We start from the raw sequence: 18229 nt of genomic DNA on the forward strand, positions 1-18229 counted from the left end.
CGTGCTGCGGCGCACACCGAGCGGTGTGCGCCGCGGCGGCGAACGACGGCGCCAAGGCGCGCCGTCCGCGCCATCGCGTTACTGGCTGAACAGGCGGCGCGTGACCGGCGAACCGGCCGGAATGCCGGCTTCCTCGAGCTTCGCGTACAGCTTCATCAGCTGCTGCTCGATCGCGAGCAGCGTCGACTCCGGCAGCGGCCGGCGCGAATCGTCGACGACGCGCGCGCCGATCCGCTCGGACAACGACTTCGCGTAATCGCACATCAGCCGGAACGGCAGGATGTCCTCTTCCGCCACCGGCACGTCGAGCACCAGCGTGATCATGTTGCCGCCCTTGTACGTCAGGTCGTCGCGCAGGAAGTTCGTATCGCCGAACTGCAGCATGAATACCGGATTCTGCTTCGCGTCGAGCTTCACGAAGCGCGTGCCGTCGCGCGACAGCAGCAGCCCGTCCTGCGACGCGACCGCCTGCACGTAGTTCGCGGACCACGGCGCGCCGTCCGACATCACGTTGATCGACAGTTGCGCGTCGCACTGCGCGGCAAACGCGTCGAGCTCGCGCGCCATCGCGACCGTCTCCATCATGTCCGGGAATTCCGGCGCGCCGTCGATCGCGTCGGCGAACTGCTGGACGCCCGTCACGAATTCGGAGAATTCGAGCTCGTTCAGCGCACCGCCGCGGTTCGCAAGCTGCGCGGCCGCGCGCAGCTCTTCGTAGCGCACGCCGTTCTGCAGCAACTCCCACTGGCCGCCTTCCGGCTTGCCTTCGATGTGCACGGGCTTGCTGCCCGCGCGGCGCAGCCGCTGCGCGACCGGCAGGATCTTGTCGCCCGGCAGCGGCCCGGGGAGGCGAATCGGCACGATGCAGTCGATCCGGCGATCGACGATCGCGGGCGGCGCCGACGAGACCGTCGTCGCGGCCGGCATCACCGGTTCGGTCGGGCCGGCCGGTTCGGCCGCCGCCTCGTGCGTCGCGGCGGGCACGGCTTCTTCGCCGGCAGCCGGTTCGATCGATTCGGACGACGTGTCGACGCCGGTCGCCTCGGCCTGCAGGTCGGCCGGCGTATCGGCCGGCGCCGCGCCGCTGGCGGCCCCGCCGAACGTCGGCTCGACGCGCGCGGCTTCGGTCGCTGCCGCCGCCGCGACCGGTGCCGCGGGCTCGCGGCGCACCGGCTGACGCACCGGTTCGATGAACGGCAACTCTTCGTCACGCTCGGGGCGGTTCATCGCCTCGGCCGCTTCCTCCGGCATCGGGCGCGGCATCCTGCGCCGCACTTTCGCGCCCTGCCATGCGTTGTAGACCACGACGCCGCCCACCACGACGGCGCCGGCGCCGATCAAACCGAGTGTCAACTCGTCCATGCACGCTCCATCAGCAATTCTTTTTCGTCGGAACCGCGAACGGGCGCCCATGCGCCGCGCGAACGCGGTCCGGTTTCGTCAAACGTCAATTCTGGGCAAAACCCGCGGCGGTTTCCATGTCCACCGCGACGATCCGCGACACGCCCTGCTCCTGCATCGTCACGCCGATCAGCTGCTGCGCCATTTCCATCGCGATCTTGTTGTGCGAGATGAACAGGAACTGCGTCTTGTCGGACATCGCGCGCACGAGATTCGCGAAACGCTCGGTGTTCGCGTCGTCCAGCGGCGCGTCGACCTCGTCGAGCAGACAGAACGGCGCCGGGTTCAGCTGGAACATCGCGAACACCAGCGCGGTCGCGGTCAGCGCCTTCTCGCCGCCCGACAGCAGGTGAATCGTCGCGTTCTTCTTGCCCGGCGGCTGCGCCATCACCTGCACGCCGGCGTCGAGAATCTCGTCGCCCGTCATGATGAGCTTCGCCTGGCCGCCGCCGAACAGGCGCGGGAACAGGTCGCTGAAATGACGATTGACTTCGTCGAAGGTGCCCTGCAGCAGCGTGCGGGTTTCCTGGTCGATCTTGTGGATCGCGTCTTCGAGCGTCGTGATCGCATCGATCAGGTCGGCCGACTGCGCGTCGAGGAACACCTTGCGCTCGCTCGCGGCCTTCAGCTCGTCGAGCGCGGCCATGTTCACCGGGCCGAGCGCGTTGATCGCGTTGTTCAGGCGCGTGACTTCGCCCTGCAGGTAAGAAGGCTTGAGATCCGGCGTCAGCTTCGCGGCCAGCGCGACCTCGTCGACCTCGGCGGTCGCGAGCTGCTCGGCGAACTGCTCGACGGACAGGCGCGCGGCCTGCTCCTTCAGCTGCAGCTCGGTAATGCGGTCGCGCAGCGGCTGCAGTGAACGCTCGGCGACGAGCCGCTGCTCGTCCGACGCACGCAGCTTCGCGGTGAGATCGTCGAGCTCGATCCGCGCCGCCTGCAGCGCTTCTTCCTTCACCGCGCGAATCTCGAGCGCGTCCTGCAGGCCCGTGTGCGCGGTCTGCTCGTTGATCGTCTCGAGTTCAGCGCGCGCGTCTTCGAGCGACGCGGCGACGCGCTCGCTCTGCTCGTGCGCGACCTGGATCGTGCGCTTGAGCTCGTCGATCCGGGTCACCGCGTTGCGTGCGGCGAAGCGCGCGTCGTTCGCGCCGCGCTCCAGGTCGCGCGCTTCCTGACGCGCCTGCGTCAGCGATTCGTCGAGCGCCTCGAATGCGAGCTGGTTGTCCTCGAAGCGCGCCTGCAGTTCCGCGAGCTCGCCGTCGAAGCGCTCGAAATTCGCTTCCGACTCCGCGCGCAGCGCACGCTGCTCTTCGATCTGCGCGCCGATTTCCTCGAGTTCCTCGCGGATCTGCGTGCTGCGCTGCGTGTAGCGTTCGTGCGCCTGCGCGAGCTTCAGCACGTCCATCTGCAGCGCATGCACGCGCTGCGTCGCGCGTTCGGCCTGCGCGCGCACGTCGCCGAGCGCCTGCGTGGCCTGCGTGTGCGCGGCTTCCGCCCGCACGGCGGCCGTGCGCGCCTCGTCGGCGAGCAGTGCCTGCGCGCGCACCTGGCGCGTCAGGTTTTCGATTTCCTGCTGGCGGGCCAGCATCCCGGCCTGCTCCGAATCGGCCGCGTACAACTGCACGCCGACCCGCGTGACGATATGGCCGGCCTTGACGACAAACGCGCCGCCTGCCGGCAGCTGCGCGCGCGTCGCGAGCGCCTGCGCGACGTCGTCGGCGACGTACACGTTGCCGAGCCAGTCGTTCAGCACCGCACGGATACCCGCGTCGTCGATGCGCACGAGCGACAGCACCGGACGCAGCCCGGCCACCGCGGCGGGCGGCTCACCGGCCGCGGGCGGCGCGTAGAACGCGAGCTTCGCGGGCGGCGCATCGGTCGCGAATGCCTTCACCCAGTCGAGATTCGACACTTCGAGGGCGGCGAGACGCTCGCGCAGCACGGCCTCGAGCGCCGCTTCCCAGCCGGCCTCGACGTGCAGCTTCTTCCACAGACGCGGCAACGCGCCGAGCTCGTGCTTGTCGAGCCACGGCTGGATCTTGCCTTCGGTCTGCACGTTGTCCTGCAGCTGTTTCAGCGCGGCGAGGCGCGCTTCGAGCTGGTGGATCTGCGCGGCTTCGGCCTGCACGCGCTCCTGCGCGGCGCGGCGTTCGCCGTCGAGGCGCGGCACCGTTTCCTGCGCGTCGGCGAGACGTGCCTGCGCTTCCGCGAGGATCTCTTCCTGCTCGGCCAACTGCATGCGCAGCTCTTCGAGCTGCGTCTCGTCCGGCGCGTCGAGCCCGCCCGCTTCGCTCTTCAGGCGCTCGTGGCGCTGCTGAAGCTGCTGGAGCTGCTGGTCGGCGTTGCGCTGATGCGCGGCTTCGAGCTTGAGCGACTGCTCGGTCTGCGCGATCCGCGCGCGCTCGTCGTTGAGCTGCGCCTGCGCGTCGCGCCACTTCGCTTCGAGCGCCGGCAGCGCATCGTGCTTCGCGGCCGCGTTGTCTTCCGCGAGCGCGGCCTTCTCGTCGGCCATCGCGCGCGCCTCTTCGGCTTCCTCGAGCTCGTCCTGGGACTTCTCGGCCTGCGCGCGCCACTGCTCGCGCTGCGCGTTCAGCGCGGCGATCTGCGCCTGCACGCGATTGCGCGATTCGACGATGAACTTGATCTCGGCTTCGAGGCGGCTCACCTCGGCGTTCGCTTCGTAGAGCGCGCCCTGCGCGCCCTGCATCGCGTCGCTCGCCGAGTAGTGCGCGACACGCAGCGTCTCGAGCTGCGCCTCGACTTCGCGCAGCTTCGCCGTCTGCGCCTCGAGGTCGATCTGCGCCTGTTCGATCGCGCGCTGCTGCTTCTGCTGCTCGCCGGCAGCCTCGTTCTTGCGCAGCAGCCACAAGAGGCGCTGCTTCTCCTCGCCGTCGGCGACGAGTTCCTTGTACTTGGTCGCGACCACCGCCTGCGCCTCGAGCTTCTCGAGGTTCGCGCCGAGTTCGCGCACGATGTCCTCGACGCGCGTCAGGTTCTCGCGCGTGTCGTGCAGGCGGTTCTCGGTTTCGCGGCGGCGTTCCTTGTACTTCGACACGCCGGCGGCTTCCTCGAGGAACACGCGCAGCTCTTCCGGCTTCGCCTCGATGATCCGAGCGATCATGCCCTGCCCGATGATCGCGTACGCGCGCGGCCCGAGGCCGGTGCCGAGGAAGATGTCCTGGATGTCGCGGCGGCGCGCCGGCAGGTTGTTGATGTAGTAGCTCGACGTGCCGTCGCGCGTCAGCACGCGCTTCACGGCGATTTCGCCGTACTGGCCCCACTGGCCGGCCGCGCGGCCGTCGGAGTTGTCGAAGATCAGTTCGACGCTGGCCCGGCTGCCGGGCTTGCGGGCGGTCGAACCGTTGAAGATCACGTCCTGCATCGACTCGCCGCGCAACTCGGACGCGCGCGACTCGCCGAGCACCCAGCGCACGGCATCGATGATGTTGGACTTGCCGCATCCGTTCGGGCCGACCACGCCGACAAGCTGGCCCGGAACCTGGAAATGCGTGGGATCGACGAAGGATTTGAAGCCAGCGAGTTTGATCGAGCTCAGACGCACGGCGGTATCGGATGTGAAGAAGGTGTGAAACGGACGGGGCCGCACGACGCGGGGCCGGAAAGCCCCTGCGCGCCACGCGCCCCGGAATTCAAAAACGGGGCCGCGCGCATCCAGCGTTGGGCCCCGCAAACGGCTTCCATCATACCATCGCGCGTGAGCCGTCCCGACCGTCGCCGGGTTTGTCCGGTGCCGGCGCGGCACGATGGACCCGGCTCGACAGCAGCGTCGCGAGCACGATGCACGCGCCGCCCGCCCACTCGCGCGCGGTCGGCAGCTCGTTCGCGAACACCCACGCGGACAGCGCGGTGATCACGATCTCGAACAGCATGATGATCGACGCGCGGTTCGCCGGCACGCGCGCGAGGCCGTACTGGACGAGCAGGTTGTTCGACGCCATCGTCACGCCGATCGCCGCGATGATCAGCACGGCCACGCCCAGCTGGCCGCTCGCCGGCACGGCCGGCAGTCCCTCGAACAGCGACGCGATCGCGCCGAACACGGCCGCGCCGCCGAACAGCGTCGCGGTGCGCATTTCGGCGCGCATGTCGGGTAGCTCGCGGCTCGCCTTGATCACCAGCACGTTGCTCATCGCGAAGCTCAGCCCGGCCGCGAGACCGGCCCATTCGGCCGGATTGGCCGGCAGCGGCAAGCCGAGCGCCGGCGACCACAGCATCAGCATCGCGCCGCCGATCGACAGCGCCGCGAGCCCGGCGCCGGCCCAGGTCAGCCGCTCGCGCAGCAGGAAGTGCGCGTAGATCGCGGTCCAGGCCGGCGTCAGGTAGAACAGCAGCATCACGCGCAGCACCTCGCCGTGGATCGTGCCCCATACGAACCCGAGGTTCGTCACGCCGGCCGTGACCGCGATGGCCGGCAGCACCCAGTGCCAGCGCAGCGTCGCGATCGTCCGGTGCCGCGCGACGATCACGAACAGGAACGCGACGAGGCTCGTCAGCGCGCTGGCCAGCGTGCCCGTCACGCCGAGCGACGCGAGAATCCGCAGCGGATACCAGATCAGGCCCCATACCGACGCGCCGATCAGGATGGCCAGCGTCGGCAGGCTGCCGCGTACCGCGTTGTTCATTTGGTTCGATACCCTTTGTTCGAGCGGCCCGGCCGCCGCTCCGGCAGGCCGTGACCGCATTCCGTCACGCTATAATCGTCCGTTGCGACCCGCGCGCCCCGGCGCCCGTTCGCAGCCGCGCGGCGCGCCCGCCGCTTCTTTCGCTCCAACCGGCCGCGATGGCCGCTTCGCCCGTGAACCCTCGACTCGATTCGCTCCAGCCCTATCCCTTCGAAAAGCTGCGCGCCCTGTTCAAGGACGTGACGCCTTCCGGCGACCTGAAACCGATCAGCTTCGGCATCGGCGAGCCCAAGCACGCGACGCCGGCGCTGATCCGCGACGCCGTGGTGGCCGCGCTCGACGGCCTCGCGTCGTATCCGGCCACCGCCGGCTCGGATGCGCTGCGCACGTCGATCGCGCGCTGGCTCGAACGCCGCTACGGGCTGCCGGCAATCGATGCGGCCACGCAGGTACTGCCGGTGTCGGGCTCGCGCGAGGCGCTGTTCTCGCTCGCGCAGACGGTGATCGACGCGCGCCCGGCCGCGGACGGCAAGAAGGCGATCGTACTCTGTCCGAATCCCTTCTATCAAATTTACGAAGGCGCGGCGCTCCTGGCCGGTGCCGAACCCTATTTCGCGAACAGCGACCCGGCCCGCAACTTCGCATGCGACTACGCGGCCGTGCCCGACGAGGTGTGGGCGCGCACGCAGCTGCTGTACGTGTGCTCGCCCGGCAACCCGACGGGCGCCGTGCTGACGCTCGACGACTGGCGCGAGCTGTTCGCGCTGTCCGACCGCCACGGCTTCGTGATCGCGTCCGACGAGTGCTACTCGGAAATCTATTTCGACGAAGCGGCGCCGCCGCTCGGCGGCCTCGAGGCCGCGCACCGCCTTGGCCGCGGCTTCGAGCGGCTCGTGATGCTCTCCAGCCTGTCGAAGCGCTCGAACGTGCCGGGCATGCGCTCGGGCTTCGTCGCCGGCGACGCCGCGCTGCTCAGGAAATTCCTGCTGTATCGCACGTATCACGGCGCCGCGCTGTCGCCGGTCTGGCAGCACGCGAGCATCGCCGCGTGGAACGACGAGGCGCACGTGCGCGAGAACCGCGCGCTGTACCTGCAGAAGTTCAATACGGTCACGCCGATGCTCGCCGACGTGATCGACGTGAAACTGCCCGACGCCGCGTTCTACCTGTGGGCCAACGTCGCGCGCACCGGCCTGTCGGACACCGCGTTCGCCCGTCGCCTGTACGCCGACTATAATGTGACGGTTCTGCCCGGCTCGTACCTGGCGCGCGATGCGCATGGCACGAACCCGGGCCGCGATTTCATCCGGATCGCGCTCGTCGCGGGCACCCCCGAATGCGTCGAGGGCGCGCAACGCATCGTCGATTTCTGCCGCTCTCTCGCGCGGTAAGACGTCCATCCCGATCAATTCCATCCATTTCCTGCGAAAACGAACATGTCGCAACAACTTCAGCAAATCATCGATACCGCCTGGGAAAACCGCGCCGAGCTGTCGCCGAAGGCCGCGCCCGCCGACGTCCGCGAGGCCGTCGCTCACGCAATCGAGCAACTCGACAAGGGTGCGCTGCGCGTCGCCGAGAAAATCGACGGCAACTGGACGGTCCACCAATGGCTGAAGAAGGCCGTGCTGCTGTCGTTCCGCCTGGAGGACAACGCGCCGATGCCGGCCGGCGGCTACTCGCAGTTCTACGACAAGGTGCCGTCGAAGTTCGCGAACTACACGGCCGAAGACTTCGCCGCGGGCGGCTTCCGCGTCGTGCCGCCGGCCATCGCGCGCCGCGGCTCGTTCATCGCGAAGAACGTCGTGCTGATGCCGTCGTACACCAACATCGGCGCGTACGTCGACGAAGGCACGATGGTCGACACGTGGGCGACGGTCGGTTCGTGCGCGCAGATCGGCAAGAACGTGCACCTGTCGGGCGGCGTCGGCATCGGCGGCGTGCTCGAGCCGCTGCAGGCGAACCCGGTGATCATCGAAGACAACTGCTTCATCGGCGCGCGCTCGGAAGTCGTCGAAGGCGTGATCGTCGAGGAAAACTCGGTGATTTCGATGGGCGTGTACCTCGGCCAGAGCACCAAGATCTACGATCGCGAGACCGGCGAAGTCAGCTACGGCCGCATCCCGGCCGGCTCGGTCGTCGTCGCCGGCAACCTGCCGTCGAAGGACGGCTCGCACAGCCTGTACTGCGCGGTGATCGTGAAGAAGGTCGACGCGAAGACGCGAGCGAAGGTCGGCCTGAACGAGCTGCTGCGAGGCGACTGATGGCGAAGCCGCACACCGTGGTCGTCTACGGCATTCCGAACTGCGACACCGTGAAGAAGGCCCGCGTGTGGCTCGACGATCACGGCGTCGAGTTCGAGTTCCACGATTTCAAGAAGCTCGGCGTCAGCGCGCCGCTGATCGAAGACTGGCTGAAGGACGTGTCGCTCGACGCGCTCGTGAACAAGCGTGGCACCACGTGGCGCGGCCTGGACGACGCGATGAAGGCGGCCGCCGAAACGAAGACCGGCGCGGTCGCGCTGATGATCCACAAGCCGTCGGTCATCAAGCGTCCCGTGCTCGTCGTCAACGGCCGCGTGAAATCGCTCGGCTTCGTGGCCGATCAATACGCGGCGCTGTTTGCCGCATAGGGCCGCCCGCGTTGCGCCTGCGCTGCACACGACGCCCTGTCGCTGCCGGCCACCGCGCCGGCATTTTTTATCGAAAGTGGTCCGAACCATGTCCGCCACCCTAGCCCTTACCGAACAGCTGATCGCCCGCGCGTCCGTGACGCCCGACGACCAGCACTGCCAGCAGATCATGACCGAGCGCCTCGCCGCGCTCGGCTTCGAATGCGAGACCATCGCGTCGCACGGCGTGACCAACCTGTGGGCCGTCAAGCGCGGCGCCGACGGCCGCGACGGCAAGCTGCTCGCATTCGCGGGCCACACCGACGTCGTGCCGACCGGCCCGCTCGAACAGTGGACGTCGCCGCCGTTCATCCCCGCCCATCGCGACGGCAAGCTGTACGGCCGCGGCGCGGCCGACATGAAGACGTCGCTCGCGGCGTTCGTCGTCGCGTCCGAGGAATTCGTCGCGGCCCATCCCGACCACCGCGGCGCGATCGCGTTCCTGATCACGAGCGACGAGGAAGGCCCGGCCACCGACGGCACCGTGAAGGTCGTCGAGTTGTTGCAGGAACGCGGCGAACGTCTCGACTACTGCATCGTCGGCGAGCCGACGTCGACCGCCGAGCTCGGCGACGTCGTCAAGAACGGCCGCCGCGGGTCGATGTCCGGCGAACTGGTCGTCAAGGGCGTGCAGGGCCACATCGCGTATCCGCACCTCGCGAAGAACCCGATCCACCTGCTCGCGCCGGCGCTCGCCGAGCTCGCCGCCGAGCAATGGGACGCCGGCAACGAATACTTCCCGCCGACCACCTGGCAGGTGTCGAACCTGCACGCCGGCACCGGCGCGACCAACGTGATTCCCGGCCACGCCGACCTGCTGTTCAACTTCCGCTTCTCGACCGCGAGCACCGTCGAAGGCCTGCAGGCCCGCGTGCATGCGATCCTCGACAAGCACGGCCTCGAATACACGCTGAAGTGGTCGGTGAGCGGCCTGCCGTTCCTCACGCCGCGCGGCGAACTGTCGGGCGCGCTGGAAAACGCGATCCGCACCGAAACCGGCATCACGACCGAGCTGTCGACGACGGGCGGCACGTCGGACGGCCGCTTCATCGCGCGCATCTGCCCGCAGGTGATCGAATTCGGGCCGCCGAACGGCAGCATCCACAAGATCGACGAGCACATCGAAGTGCGCTTCGTCGACCCGCTGAAGAACGTGTACCGACGCGTGCTCGAACAACTGATCGCCTGACGGAGCCTCGCATGACGACACCTTTTGCCACAGTCCGCGACCTGCTGCGCTACGCGGTCACGCGCTTCTCGAAAGCGAAGCTCGCGTTCGGCCACGGTTCCGACAACGCATACGACGAAGCGGCCTACCTGGTGCTGCATACGCTCGACCTGCCGCTCGACACGCTCGAACCGTTCCTCGACGCGCGCCTCTTGCCCGACGAAATCGCGGCCGTGCTCGCGGTGATCGAACGACGCGCGGCCGACCGCGTGCCGGCCGCGTACCTCACGCATGAAGCGTGGATGCATGGCCACCGCTTCTACGTCGACGAACGCGTGATCGTGCCGCGCTCGTTCATCGGCGAACTGCTCGACGACGGGCTGCAGCCGTATGTCGCCGATCCCGAGCAGGTCGGCGCGGTGCTCGAACTGTGCACCGGCTCCGGCTGCCTCGCGATCCTCGCGGCGAGCGCGTTCCCGAACGCCGAGATCGACGCGGTCGACCTGTCGGACAAGGCGCTCGAAGTCGCGGAAATCAACGTGCGCGACTACGGCCTCGAAGACCGCATCGGGCTGCACTGCGGCGACCTCTACGCCCCGCTGCCCGCGTTCCGCACCGATCCCGACTCGCGCTACGACGTGATCCTGACGAACCCGCCGTATGTGAACGCCGCGTCGATGGCCGCGCTGCCGCCCGAGTACCGGCACGAGCCTGAGATGGCGCTCGCCGGCGGCGACGACGGGATGGACATCGTGCGACGTATCGTCGCCGACGCGCACCGCTGGCTGCATGACGACGGCGTGCTCGTCGTCGAGATCGGCAACGAGCGCGAGCACGTCGAAGCGGCGTTCGGCGGCCTCGAGCTCACGTGGCTGCCCACCAGCGCGGGCGACGACGCCGTGTTCCTGATCCAGGCGTCGGACCTGCCCCGCAAGGCCTGAGCGTTCCGGCCGGCCCGCCGTGCGGCGCACCATTGCGCCGCACGGTTGGGTAAGATGCGCGTAGGCGGCCGCCTGGCCGCACGTTCTCCGGAACTCCCTCGCGAGCGCGCTCGGAAGTCCGCTCGGGAGTCCGCTCGGAAGTCCTTTACGCGCCCATGACCCTCGACTGGCTACATCTCGGTACCCTGATCCTGACCATCCACGTGCTCGGGATCGTCGCGGCATGCCACGCAATCATGAACACGCGCACGTCGCAAGGCGCGATCGCGTGGGCCGTCTCGCTCACGGCCATGCCGTACCTGACGCTCGTTCCGTATCTGTTCCTCGGCCGCAGCAAATTCTCCGGCTACGTCGACGCCCGGCGCCACGAGCTCGAAATGTTGCGCACGCACACACCGCGTTCGCCGTGGCGCGCGACCGACGCGACCGACGGGCCGGCCGCCGACGCGCTGGGACAGGCTGCCGTGCTCGCGCTCACGCGGCTCGGCGGCATGCCGTTCCTCGGCGGCAATTCGGTACGCACGCTCGTGAACGGCGACGCGACGTTCTCGGCCATCCTGTCGGCGATCGACGCCGCGCGCGACTACGTGCTCGTCCAGTTCTTCATCGTGCGCGACGATGCGCTCGGCCGGATGCTGCGCGACTCGCTGCTCGCACGCGTGGCCGCCGGCGTACGCTGCTGCGTGCTGTACGACAGCATCGGCAGCTTCGACCTGCCGCACAGCTACGTCGACGCATTGCGCCGCGGCGGCGTCGAGGTTCATCCGTTCGCGACCAACCGGCAATTCGTCAACCGCTTCCAGCTGAACTTCCGCAACCATCGCAAGATCGTCGTCGTCGACGGCAATTGCGCGTTCGTCGGCGGCCATAACGTCGGCGTCGAATATCTCGGCGCGAATCCGCGCCTGTCGCCATGGCGCGACACCCACATCGAGATACGCGGCCCCGTCGTGGCGAGCATCCAGTACGTGTTCGCCGAAGACTGGCACTGGGCGACGCAGAAGCTGCCGCCCATCGCGCTGCCGCCGCCCGCGCAGCCCGGCGACGGCATGCATTGCCTCGCGGTGCCGATGGGACCCGCCGACAAGCAGGAAACGGGCTCGCTGTTCTTCGCCGAATCGATCAATGCAGCCCGCGAGCGGGTCTGGATCACCACGCCGTACCTCGTTCCCGACGAAGCCGTGGTCTCCGCGCTGAAGCTCGCCGTGATGCGCGGCGTCGACGTGCGCATCCTGATTCCGAGCCGGCGCGACCACTACGTCGTATTCGAGGCGTCGAAGCTTTATGCGCGCGACCTCGTCGATGCGGGCGTGAAGGTGTTCCGCTACCGGCCCGGTTTCCTGCACCAGAAGGTCGTGCTGATCGACCGCATCGCGGCGGCGATCGGCAGCGCGAATCTCGACAACCGTTCGTTCCGCCTCAATTTCGAGGTCATGGTGCTGACCGTCGATCCGGCATTCGCCGACGAGGTCGAGACGATGCTCGACGCCGACTTCGCGCAGGCGTACGAGGTCGACGCGGACGAATACCGGCAGTCGCCCGCCTGGCGGCGCATCGCGATGCACGTCGCACGGCTGTTCGCGCCGATCCTGTAACGGCCGCGCCGACCACCGTCCCGCACGATCCGCACCGGCGCTGCGCACGCCGCGCCGTCACAGCAGCTTGTCGATGTCCGCCGCGATTTCGTCGGGCTTGGTGGATGGCGCGTAGCGCTTGACGATGCGCCCGTCGCGGTCGATCAGGAATTTCGTGAAATTCCACTTGATCGCCTTGAGGCCGAGAATGCCGGGCGCCTCGTCGGTCAGGTAGCGATACAGCGGATGCGCATGGTCGCCTTTCACGTCGATCTTCGCGAACATCGGGAACGTGACGCCGTAGTTGCGTTCGCAGAACGCACCGATCTGCTCGGCGTCGCCCGGCTCCTGCTTGCCGAACTGGTTGCACGGGAAGCCGAGCACGAAGAAGCCGCGCGCCGCGTACTGGTCGTACAGCTTCTGCAGACCCGCGTACTGCGGCGTGAAACCGCACTCGCTCGCGGTATTGACGATCAGCAGCACCTTGCCGCGATACGCGTCGAGCGATACCGGCGCACCGGCGAGCGTCTCTGCGCTGAACGAATACAGGGTGGACATCGGGCACTCCTTTTACGAAACCGGATCGACGTCGAGTCTAGGCGAAATTGCGCCGTTGCGGCATCCGCCGAACGGCCGATGCCCGGCGGGATCGGCGCGCGGTCTAGAATAGCGGTTTTGGCCAGTCATTTCCGCCGTGATCCGTTTCAATCAGTTCAGCCTTGCGCGCGGCACCAAGCCGCTGTTCGAGTCGACCTCGTTCGTGCTCAATCCCGGCGAGAAAGCCGGCCTGATCGGCGCGAACGGCGCCGGCAAGTCGACGCTGTTTTCCGTCCTGCGCGGCGAGCTGCATTCCGACGGAGGCGATTTCTCGATGCCGCCGTCGTGGCGGATCGCCCACGTGTCGCAGGAAACGCCCGCGGTCGATCGTTCCGCGCTCGACTACACGCTCGACGGCGATACCGCGCTGCGCGAGATCGAGGCCCGCATCGCCGCCGCGTCGGCCGCGCATGACGGCGCCGCCGAAGGCGACGCGCACGCGGCGTTCGCCGACGCCGACGGCTACACCGCGCCGGCCCGCGCCGAAGCGCTGCTGCTCGGCCTCGGCTTCACGCTCGCGCAAACGCGCGAATCCGTCGCGAGCTTCTCCGGCGGCTGGCGCATGCGCCTGAACCTCGCGCAGGCGCTGATGTGCCGCTCCGATCTGCTGCTGCTCGACGAACCGACGAACCACCTCGACCTCGACGCGATCGTGTGGCTCGAAGACTGGCTGCACCGCTACCCCGGCACGCTCGTCGTGATTTCACACGACCGCGAATTCCTCGATTCGATCTGCAACGTCACGCTGCATCTGGAAAACCGCCAGGTGAAGCGCTACGGCGGCAACTACTCGCAGTTCGAAGTGCTGCGCGCGCAGCAACTGGCGCTGCAGCAAAGCGCGTACGAAAAGCAGCAGAAGACGATCGAGCACCTGCAGAGCTTCGTCGACCGCTTCAAGGCCAAGGCGACCAAGGCCAAGCAGGCGCAAAGCCGGATGAAGGCGCTCGAGAAGATGGAGCTGATCGCGCCCGCGCACATCGCGTCGCCGTTCACGTTCGAATTCCGCACGCCCGATGCCGCGCCGAACCCGATGATGGTGATGGAAGACGTCCGCTGCGGCTACCACGCCGACGACGGAACGGACATCCCGATCGTCGAGCGCGTCGCGCTATCGATCCAGAACGGCCAGCGCATCGGCCTGCTCGGCGCGAACGGTCAGGGCAAGTCGACGCTGATCAAGACGCTGGCCGGCACGCTCGCGCCGCTGTCGGGGCACGTCCGCGACGGCAAGGGGCTGACGATCGGCTATTTCGCGCAGCACCAGCTCGAAACGCTGCGCGAAGACGATTCGCCGCTCGCGCATCTGGCGCGGCTCGCGCCCGACACGCGCGAACAGGAATTGCGCGACTTCCTCGGCGGCTTCAATTTCTCGGGCGACATGGCGACCAGCCCGGTCGGGCCGTTCTCGGGCGGCGAAAAGGCACGGCTCGCGCTGGCGCTGATCATCTGGCAGAAGCCGAACCTGCTGCTGCTCGACGAACCGACGAACCACCTCGACCTCGAAACGCGCCATGCGCTGACGATGGCGCTCGCGCAATTCGAGGGCACGCTGATCCTCGTGTCGCACGACCGCCACCTGCTGCGCGCGACGACCGACCAGTTCATGCTCGTCGCGAAGCACCGGCTGCAGCCGTTCGACGGCGACCTCGACGACTACCGCGACTGGCTGCTGCAGCATGCGGCCGAGCAGCGCGCGGCCGCGAAGGCCGACAGCGCGGCAGCCGCGGGCGCCGATCCGGGCGTCAACCGCAAGGACCAGAAGCGCCAGGCGGCCGAAGAGCGCCAGCGGTTGTCGCAATTGAAGAAACCGCTGCAGAATCGCATCACGAAGCTCGAAAAGGAAATGGAAGCGCTGCACGCGGAGAAGGCGCGCCTCGACGCGTTCGTCGCCGATCCGGCCAGCTACGAAGCCGCGCGCAAGACGGAACTGACCGACGCGATCCGCAAGCTCGGCGAGGTCACGACCCGGCTCGAGACGGCCGAGGCGGACTGGCTCGCCGTGCAGGAAGAACTCGAGCAGATCGGCTGAACGCGACCATCGGCGCCGTCAGCCGACGAGCGCGTCATCGGCGGCGCAGCGCGTGGGGTGCTGACACCCCACGAACCCGCCCGGCCGCTGCGGCCCCGGAAACGACGAGGCCGGGCACCCTGGCCCGGCCTCGTTGTCTCGGCTGCGTTCGACGTGGCTGCGTCGGCCGGCCCGTATGCCCGCCGCGCCATCCTGTCAGCGGCGCGGCAGCGTATCGCGCGGCATCTGTTCGTCGTCATCCATCAGGTACCGGCGCCCTTCGGTCGGCCGGCGGATCGCCGCGGCGACTTCCGCTTCCGTCACATCCTCGGACACGACCTTGCGCGCCAGGCGCCCCTCTTCGTCGATCCACTCGACGATCCGGCATCCGCCGCCCCACGGCTGGCGAATCGGCTCCGACACGCGGCAGCCGCGCAGGTTGTAAAGGCGTCCGCCAGGCGCTTCCCCATACGATTTCAACATAGGTTCCCTTCGCATTGCGCGGTTCGACAATCCGGCAAAGGATAGGGAAAAGCGATGTCCGGCGGGTTACATCAGCCTACATATTCTTTACAGCGAATTACGCGACAGATCGCCCGGCGACGCACGGCCCGTGCGCGCGCCGGGCCGCTCATTCAAGATCGCGCACGCGGTCGATCGCCTGCTCGAGCCGCTCGACGGCCATCACGTTCAGCCCTTCGATTGGCTGTTTCGGCGCATTCGCCTTCGGGATCAGCGCGGACGTGAAGCCGAGCTTCGCCGCCTCGCGCAGCCGTTCCTGCCCGCGCGGGGACGGCCGGATTTCACCGGCCAGCCCCACTTCGCCGAACACGATCAGCCCTTTCGGCAGCGCCTTGTTGCGCATCGACGAGTGAATCGCGAGCAGCACCGCGAGGTCGGCGGCCGGCTCGGTGATCTTCACGCCGCCCACCGCGTTCAGGAACACGTCCTGGTCGAAGGCCGCGATGCCCGCGTGGCGGTGCAGCACCGCGAGCAGCATCGCGAGCCGGTTCTGTTCGAGGCCGACCGCAAGCCGGCGCGGGTTCGGCACGTGGGCCGTATCCACGAGCGCCTGGATTTCGACGAGCAGCGGGCGCGTGCCTTCCTGCGTAACGAGCACGCACGAACCGGGCACGACCTGCTCGTGCTGCGACAGGAACAGCGCGGACGGATTGGCCACGCCGCGCAGCCCGCGCTCGGTCATCGCGAACACGCCGAGTTCGTTGACCGCGCCGAAGCGGTTCTTGAACGCGCGCACCAGCCGGAACGACGAATGCGTGTCGCCCTCGAAGTACAGCACCGTGTCGACGATGTGCTCGAGCACGCGCGGGCCGGCCAGGTTGCCCTCCTTCGTCACGTGGCCGACCATGATGATCGCGGTGCCCGACTGTTTCGCGATGCGCGTGAGCTGCGCCGCGCACTCGCGCACCTGCGCGACCGAGCCCGGCGCCGACGTCAGTGCTTCGGAATAGACGGTCTGGATCGAGTCGATGACGGCCACGTCCGGCCGCTCCGCGTCGATCGCGGCCTGGATCTTCTCGAGCTGGATCTCGGCAAGCAGCTTCAGTTCGGCCGCCGGCGCGCCGCCGTCGAGCAGCGCGAGCCGTTGCGCGCGCAACGCGATCTGCGCGGCCGATTCCTCGCCGCTGATATAGAGCGCGCGCCGCGCGTTCGCGATATCCGCGAGCGACTGCAGCAGCAGCGTCGACTTGCCGATGCCCGGGTCGCCGCCGATCAGCACGACGCCGCCAGGGACGAGCCCGCCGCCCAGCACGCGGTCGAATTCGCCGATGCCGGTCGAGAAGCGCGGTACGTCGGCGGCCTCGATGTCGGCGAGACGCTGGACCGGCGCCCGCTTCGCGAGCGACTGGAACCGATGGGCGGCCGGCGACTCGGCGACCGATTCGACGAGCGTGTTCCACGCCTGGCACGACGGGCACTGGCCCTGCCACTTCGGGGTCTGTCCGCCGCACTCGCTGCAGACGTAAACGGTTTTCTGCTTGGCCACGCGCGACGCCCTTATTCCGCTCGCACCGGCACGCGGGCAGCGACCGCGCACATCAACTCGTAGCCGATCGTCCCGCAATGGCGCGCGACGTCGTCGATCGGCAGCGCGTTGCCCCACAGCTCGACGCGCGCGCCGACGCCGGCCTGCGGGCACGGCGTCAGGTCCACGGTGATCATGTCCATCGACACGCGACCGACGATCCGCGTGCGAATGCCGTCGACGATCACGGGCGTGCCTTCCGGCGCCACGCGCGGATAGCCGTCCGCGTAGCCGCACGCGACGACGCCGATCCGCATCGGCGCCTGCGCCGAAAACGTCGAGCCATAGCCGATCGCCTGCCCCTTCCCGATCGTCTGCACCGCGATCAGCTCGGACGAAAGCGTCATCGCGGGCTTCAACCCCGTGTCGGCGATATCGGACGACAGCCCGGACGGCGACGCCCCATACAGCACGATCCCCGGCCGCACCCAGTCGAAGTGCGTATCCGGATGCCACAGCACGGCCGCCGAATTCGCGAGACTGCGCGCGCCGGCGATGTTTTCCGCGCCGCGCTCGAACGTCGCGAGCTGCTCGGCGACGCCGCGCTCGTTGTCCGCGTCCGAAAAATGGGTCATCAACGTGATCTGGCCGATGCCGGGGCATGCGCGGGCGCGCTCCCACGCGGCACGGTATTTTTCCGGCATGTAGCCGAGCCGGTTCATCCCGCTGTTCATCTTGAGCTGCACGTTGACGGGCTTCGACAGCCGCGCCGTTTCCAGCATCCGCATCTGCTCGTCGTTGTGGACGGTCGTGGTCAGGCTGTAGCGGTCGATCACGTCGATGTCGGTCGAGCGGAAGAAACCTTCGAGCAGCAGGATCGGGCCGGCCCAGCCGAGCTCGCGCAGCTTCACGGCCTCGTCGAGGTCGAGCAGGCCGAAGCCGTCGGTACCGCGCAGGCCCGGAAACGCACGGGCGAGACCGTGGCCGTACGCGTTGGCCTTGACGACCGCCCAGACCTTGGACGGGCCGGCAAAGCGGCGGACGACGGAGAGATTGTTCGCGAGAGCGGCGGTGTGGATGGTGGCGGAGATCGGGCGCGGCATGGGAAATTTACGTAAAGACGCTTGCGAATCATCAGCTTACCGCGCCTTTTGAGCACCGAAGCCGACAATTTGCGGAACGATCGGGGAATCTTGCTAGTCCGAATTCGCGTATTTTCATGTTATAAAGCCGTGCGCACAA

General features: G+C 68.2%; 14 protein-coding genes. 7 read left to right on the plus strand and 7 right to left on the minus strand.

Annotated features, from left to right (window positions below):
• Positions 1-78 precede the first annotated feature (78 nt).
• The 3 genes from CFB49_RS11080 to CFB49_RS11090 form a co-directional block, all read right to left on the minus strand.
• Complete coding sequence (locus tag CFB49_RS11080; RefSeq protein WP_089491323.1) at positions 79-1362, minus strand: cell division protein ZipA C-terminal FtsZ-binding domain-containing protein; 1284 nt, start codon at positions 1360-1362, stop codon at positions 79-81.
• Between the two features lie 85 nt (positions 1363-1447).
• Positions 1448-4960: a chromosome segregation protein SMC gene (gene smc / locus CFB49_RS11085; protein WP_069617672.1), complete on the minus strand. Its 3513-nt coding sequence runs from the start codon at positions 4958-4960 to the stop codon at positions 1448-1450.
• A 139-nt stretch (positions 4961-5099) separates the two neighbouring features.
• Positions 5100-6041 (minus strand): DMT family transporter, encoded by a 942-nt coding sequence (locus CFB49_RS11090; protein ID WP_069617673.1) that lies wholly within the window; start codon positions 6039-6041, stop codon positions 5100-5102.
• Between the two features lie 158 nt (positions 6042-6199).
• Between CFB49_RS11090 and dapC the strand changes: the two genes are divergently transcribed.
• The 6 genes from dapC (at position 6200) to cls (ending at position 12416) form a co-directional block, all read left to right on the plus strand.
• Positions 6200-7432, plus strand: a complete 1233-nt coding sequence (gene dapC / locus CFB49_RS11095) for a succinyldiaminopimelate transaminase (RefSeq protein WP_069617674.1) — start codon at positions 6200-6202, stop codon at positions 7430-7432.
• Between the two features lie 45 nt (positions 7433-7477).
• Positions 7478-8305 carry a 2,3,4,5-tetrahydropyridine-2,6-dicarboxylate N-succinyltransferase gene (dapD, locus tag CFB49_RS11100; RefSeq protein WP_006478479.1) on the plus strand — a complete coding sequence of 276 codons (828 nt, stop codon included), beginning with the start codon at positions 7478-7480 and terminating at the stop codon, positions 8303-8305.
• Complete coding sequence (locus CFB49_RS11105; RefSeq protein ID WP_006478478.1) at positions 8305-8673, plus strand: ArsC family reductase; 369 nt, start codon at positions 8305-8307, stop codon at positions 8671-8673. Before dapD ends, CFB49_RS11105 begins: the two co-directional genes overlap by 1 nt.
• Positions 8674-8761: 88 nt before the next feature.
• Positions 8762-9901 carry a succinyl-diaminopimelate desuccinylase gene (gene dapE / locus CFB49_RS11110; protein ID WP_069617676.1) on the plus strand — a complete coding sequence of 380 codons (1140 nt, stop codon included), beginning with the start codon at positions 8762-8764 and terminating at the stop codon, positions 9899-9901.
• A gap of 11 nt (positions 9902-9912) precedes the next feature.
• Positions 9913-10821 (plus strand): 50S ribosomal protein L3 N(5)-glutamine methyltransferase, encoded by a 909-nt coding sequence (gene prmB, locus CFB49_RS11115; RefSeq protein ID WP_089435216.1) that lies wholly within the window; start codon positions 9913-9915, stop codon positions 10819-10821.
• A gap of 155 nt (positions 10822-10976) precedes the next feature.
• Positions 10977-12416 (plus strand): cardiolipin synthase, encoded by a 1440-nt coding sequence (gene cls / locus CFB49_RS11120; RefSeq protein WP_089491324.1) that lies wholly within the window; start codon positions 10977-10979, stop codon positions 12414-12416.
• A gap of 57 nt (positions 12417-12473) precedes the next feature.
• On the opposite strand, the gene CFB49_RS11125 is transcribed toward cls, so the two are convergent.
• The gene (locus tag CFB49_RS11125) at positions 12474-12953 is read right to left on the minus strand and encodes a glutathione peroxidase (RefSeq protein WP_069617679.1); all 480 of its coding nucleotides are present in this window, start codon (positions 12951-12953) and stop codon (positions 12474-12476) included.
• A gap of 136 nt (positions 12954-13089) precedes the next feature.
• Between CFB49_RS11125 and CFB49_RS11130 the strand changes: the two genes are divergently transcribed.
• Positions 13090-15021, plus strand: a complete 1932-nt coding sequence (locus CFB49_RS11130; protein ID WP_089491325.1) for an ATP-binding cassette domain-containing protein — start codon at positions 13090-13092, stop codon at positions 15019-15021.
• Between the two features lie 195 nt (positions 15022-15216).
• Here CFB49_RS11130 and CFB49_RS11135 read toward each other — a convergent pair whose 3' ends face one another.
• The 3 genes from CFB49_RS11135 to alr form a co-directional block, all read right to left on the minus strand.
• The gene (locus CFB49_RS11135; RefSeq protein ID WP_050012917.1) at positions 15217-15483 is read right to left on the minus strand and encodes a DUF2866 domain-containing protein; all 267 of its coding nucleotides are present in this window, start codon (positions 15481-15483) and stop codon (positions 15217-15219) included.
• A 148-nt stretch (positions 15484-15631) separates the two neighbouring features.
• Entirely contained in the window at positions 15632-17008 is a 1377-nt protein-coding gene (gene radA / locus CFB49_RS11140) for a DNA repair protein RadA (RefSeq protein ID WP_069617681.1), read from the minus strand.
• Positions 17009-17019: 11 nt separating this feature from the next.
• Positions 17020-18090 carry an alanine racemase gene (gene alr, locus CFB49_RS11145; protein WP_069617682.1) on the minus strand — a complete coding sequence of 357 codons (1071 nt, stop codon included), beginning with the start codon at positions 18088-18090 and terminating at the stop codon, positions 17020-17022.
• Between the last annotated feature and the right edge of the window lie 139 nt (positions 18091-18229).

Origin of the sequence: Burkholderia sp. AU17457 (assembly GCF_002223255.1) — a bacterium.
GTDB classification, from domain to species: domain Bacteria; phylum Pseudomonadota; class Gammaproteobacteria; order Burkholderiales; family Burkholderiaceae; genus Burkholderia; species Burkholderia sola.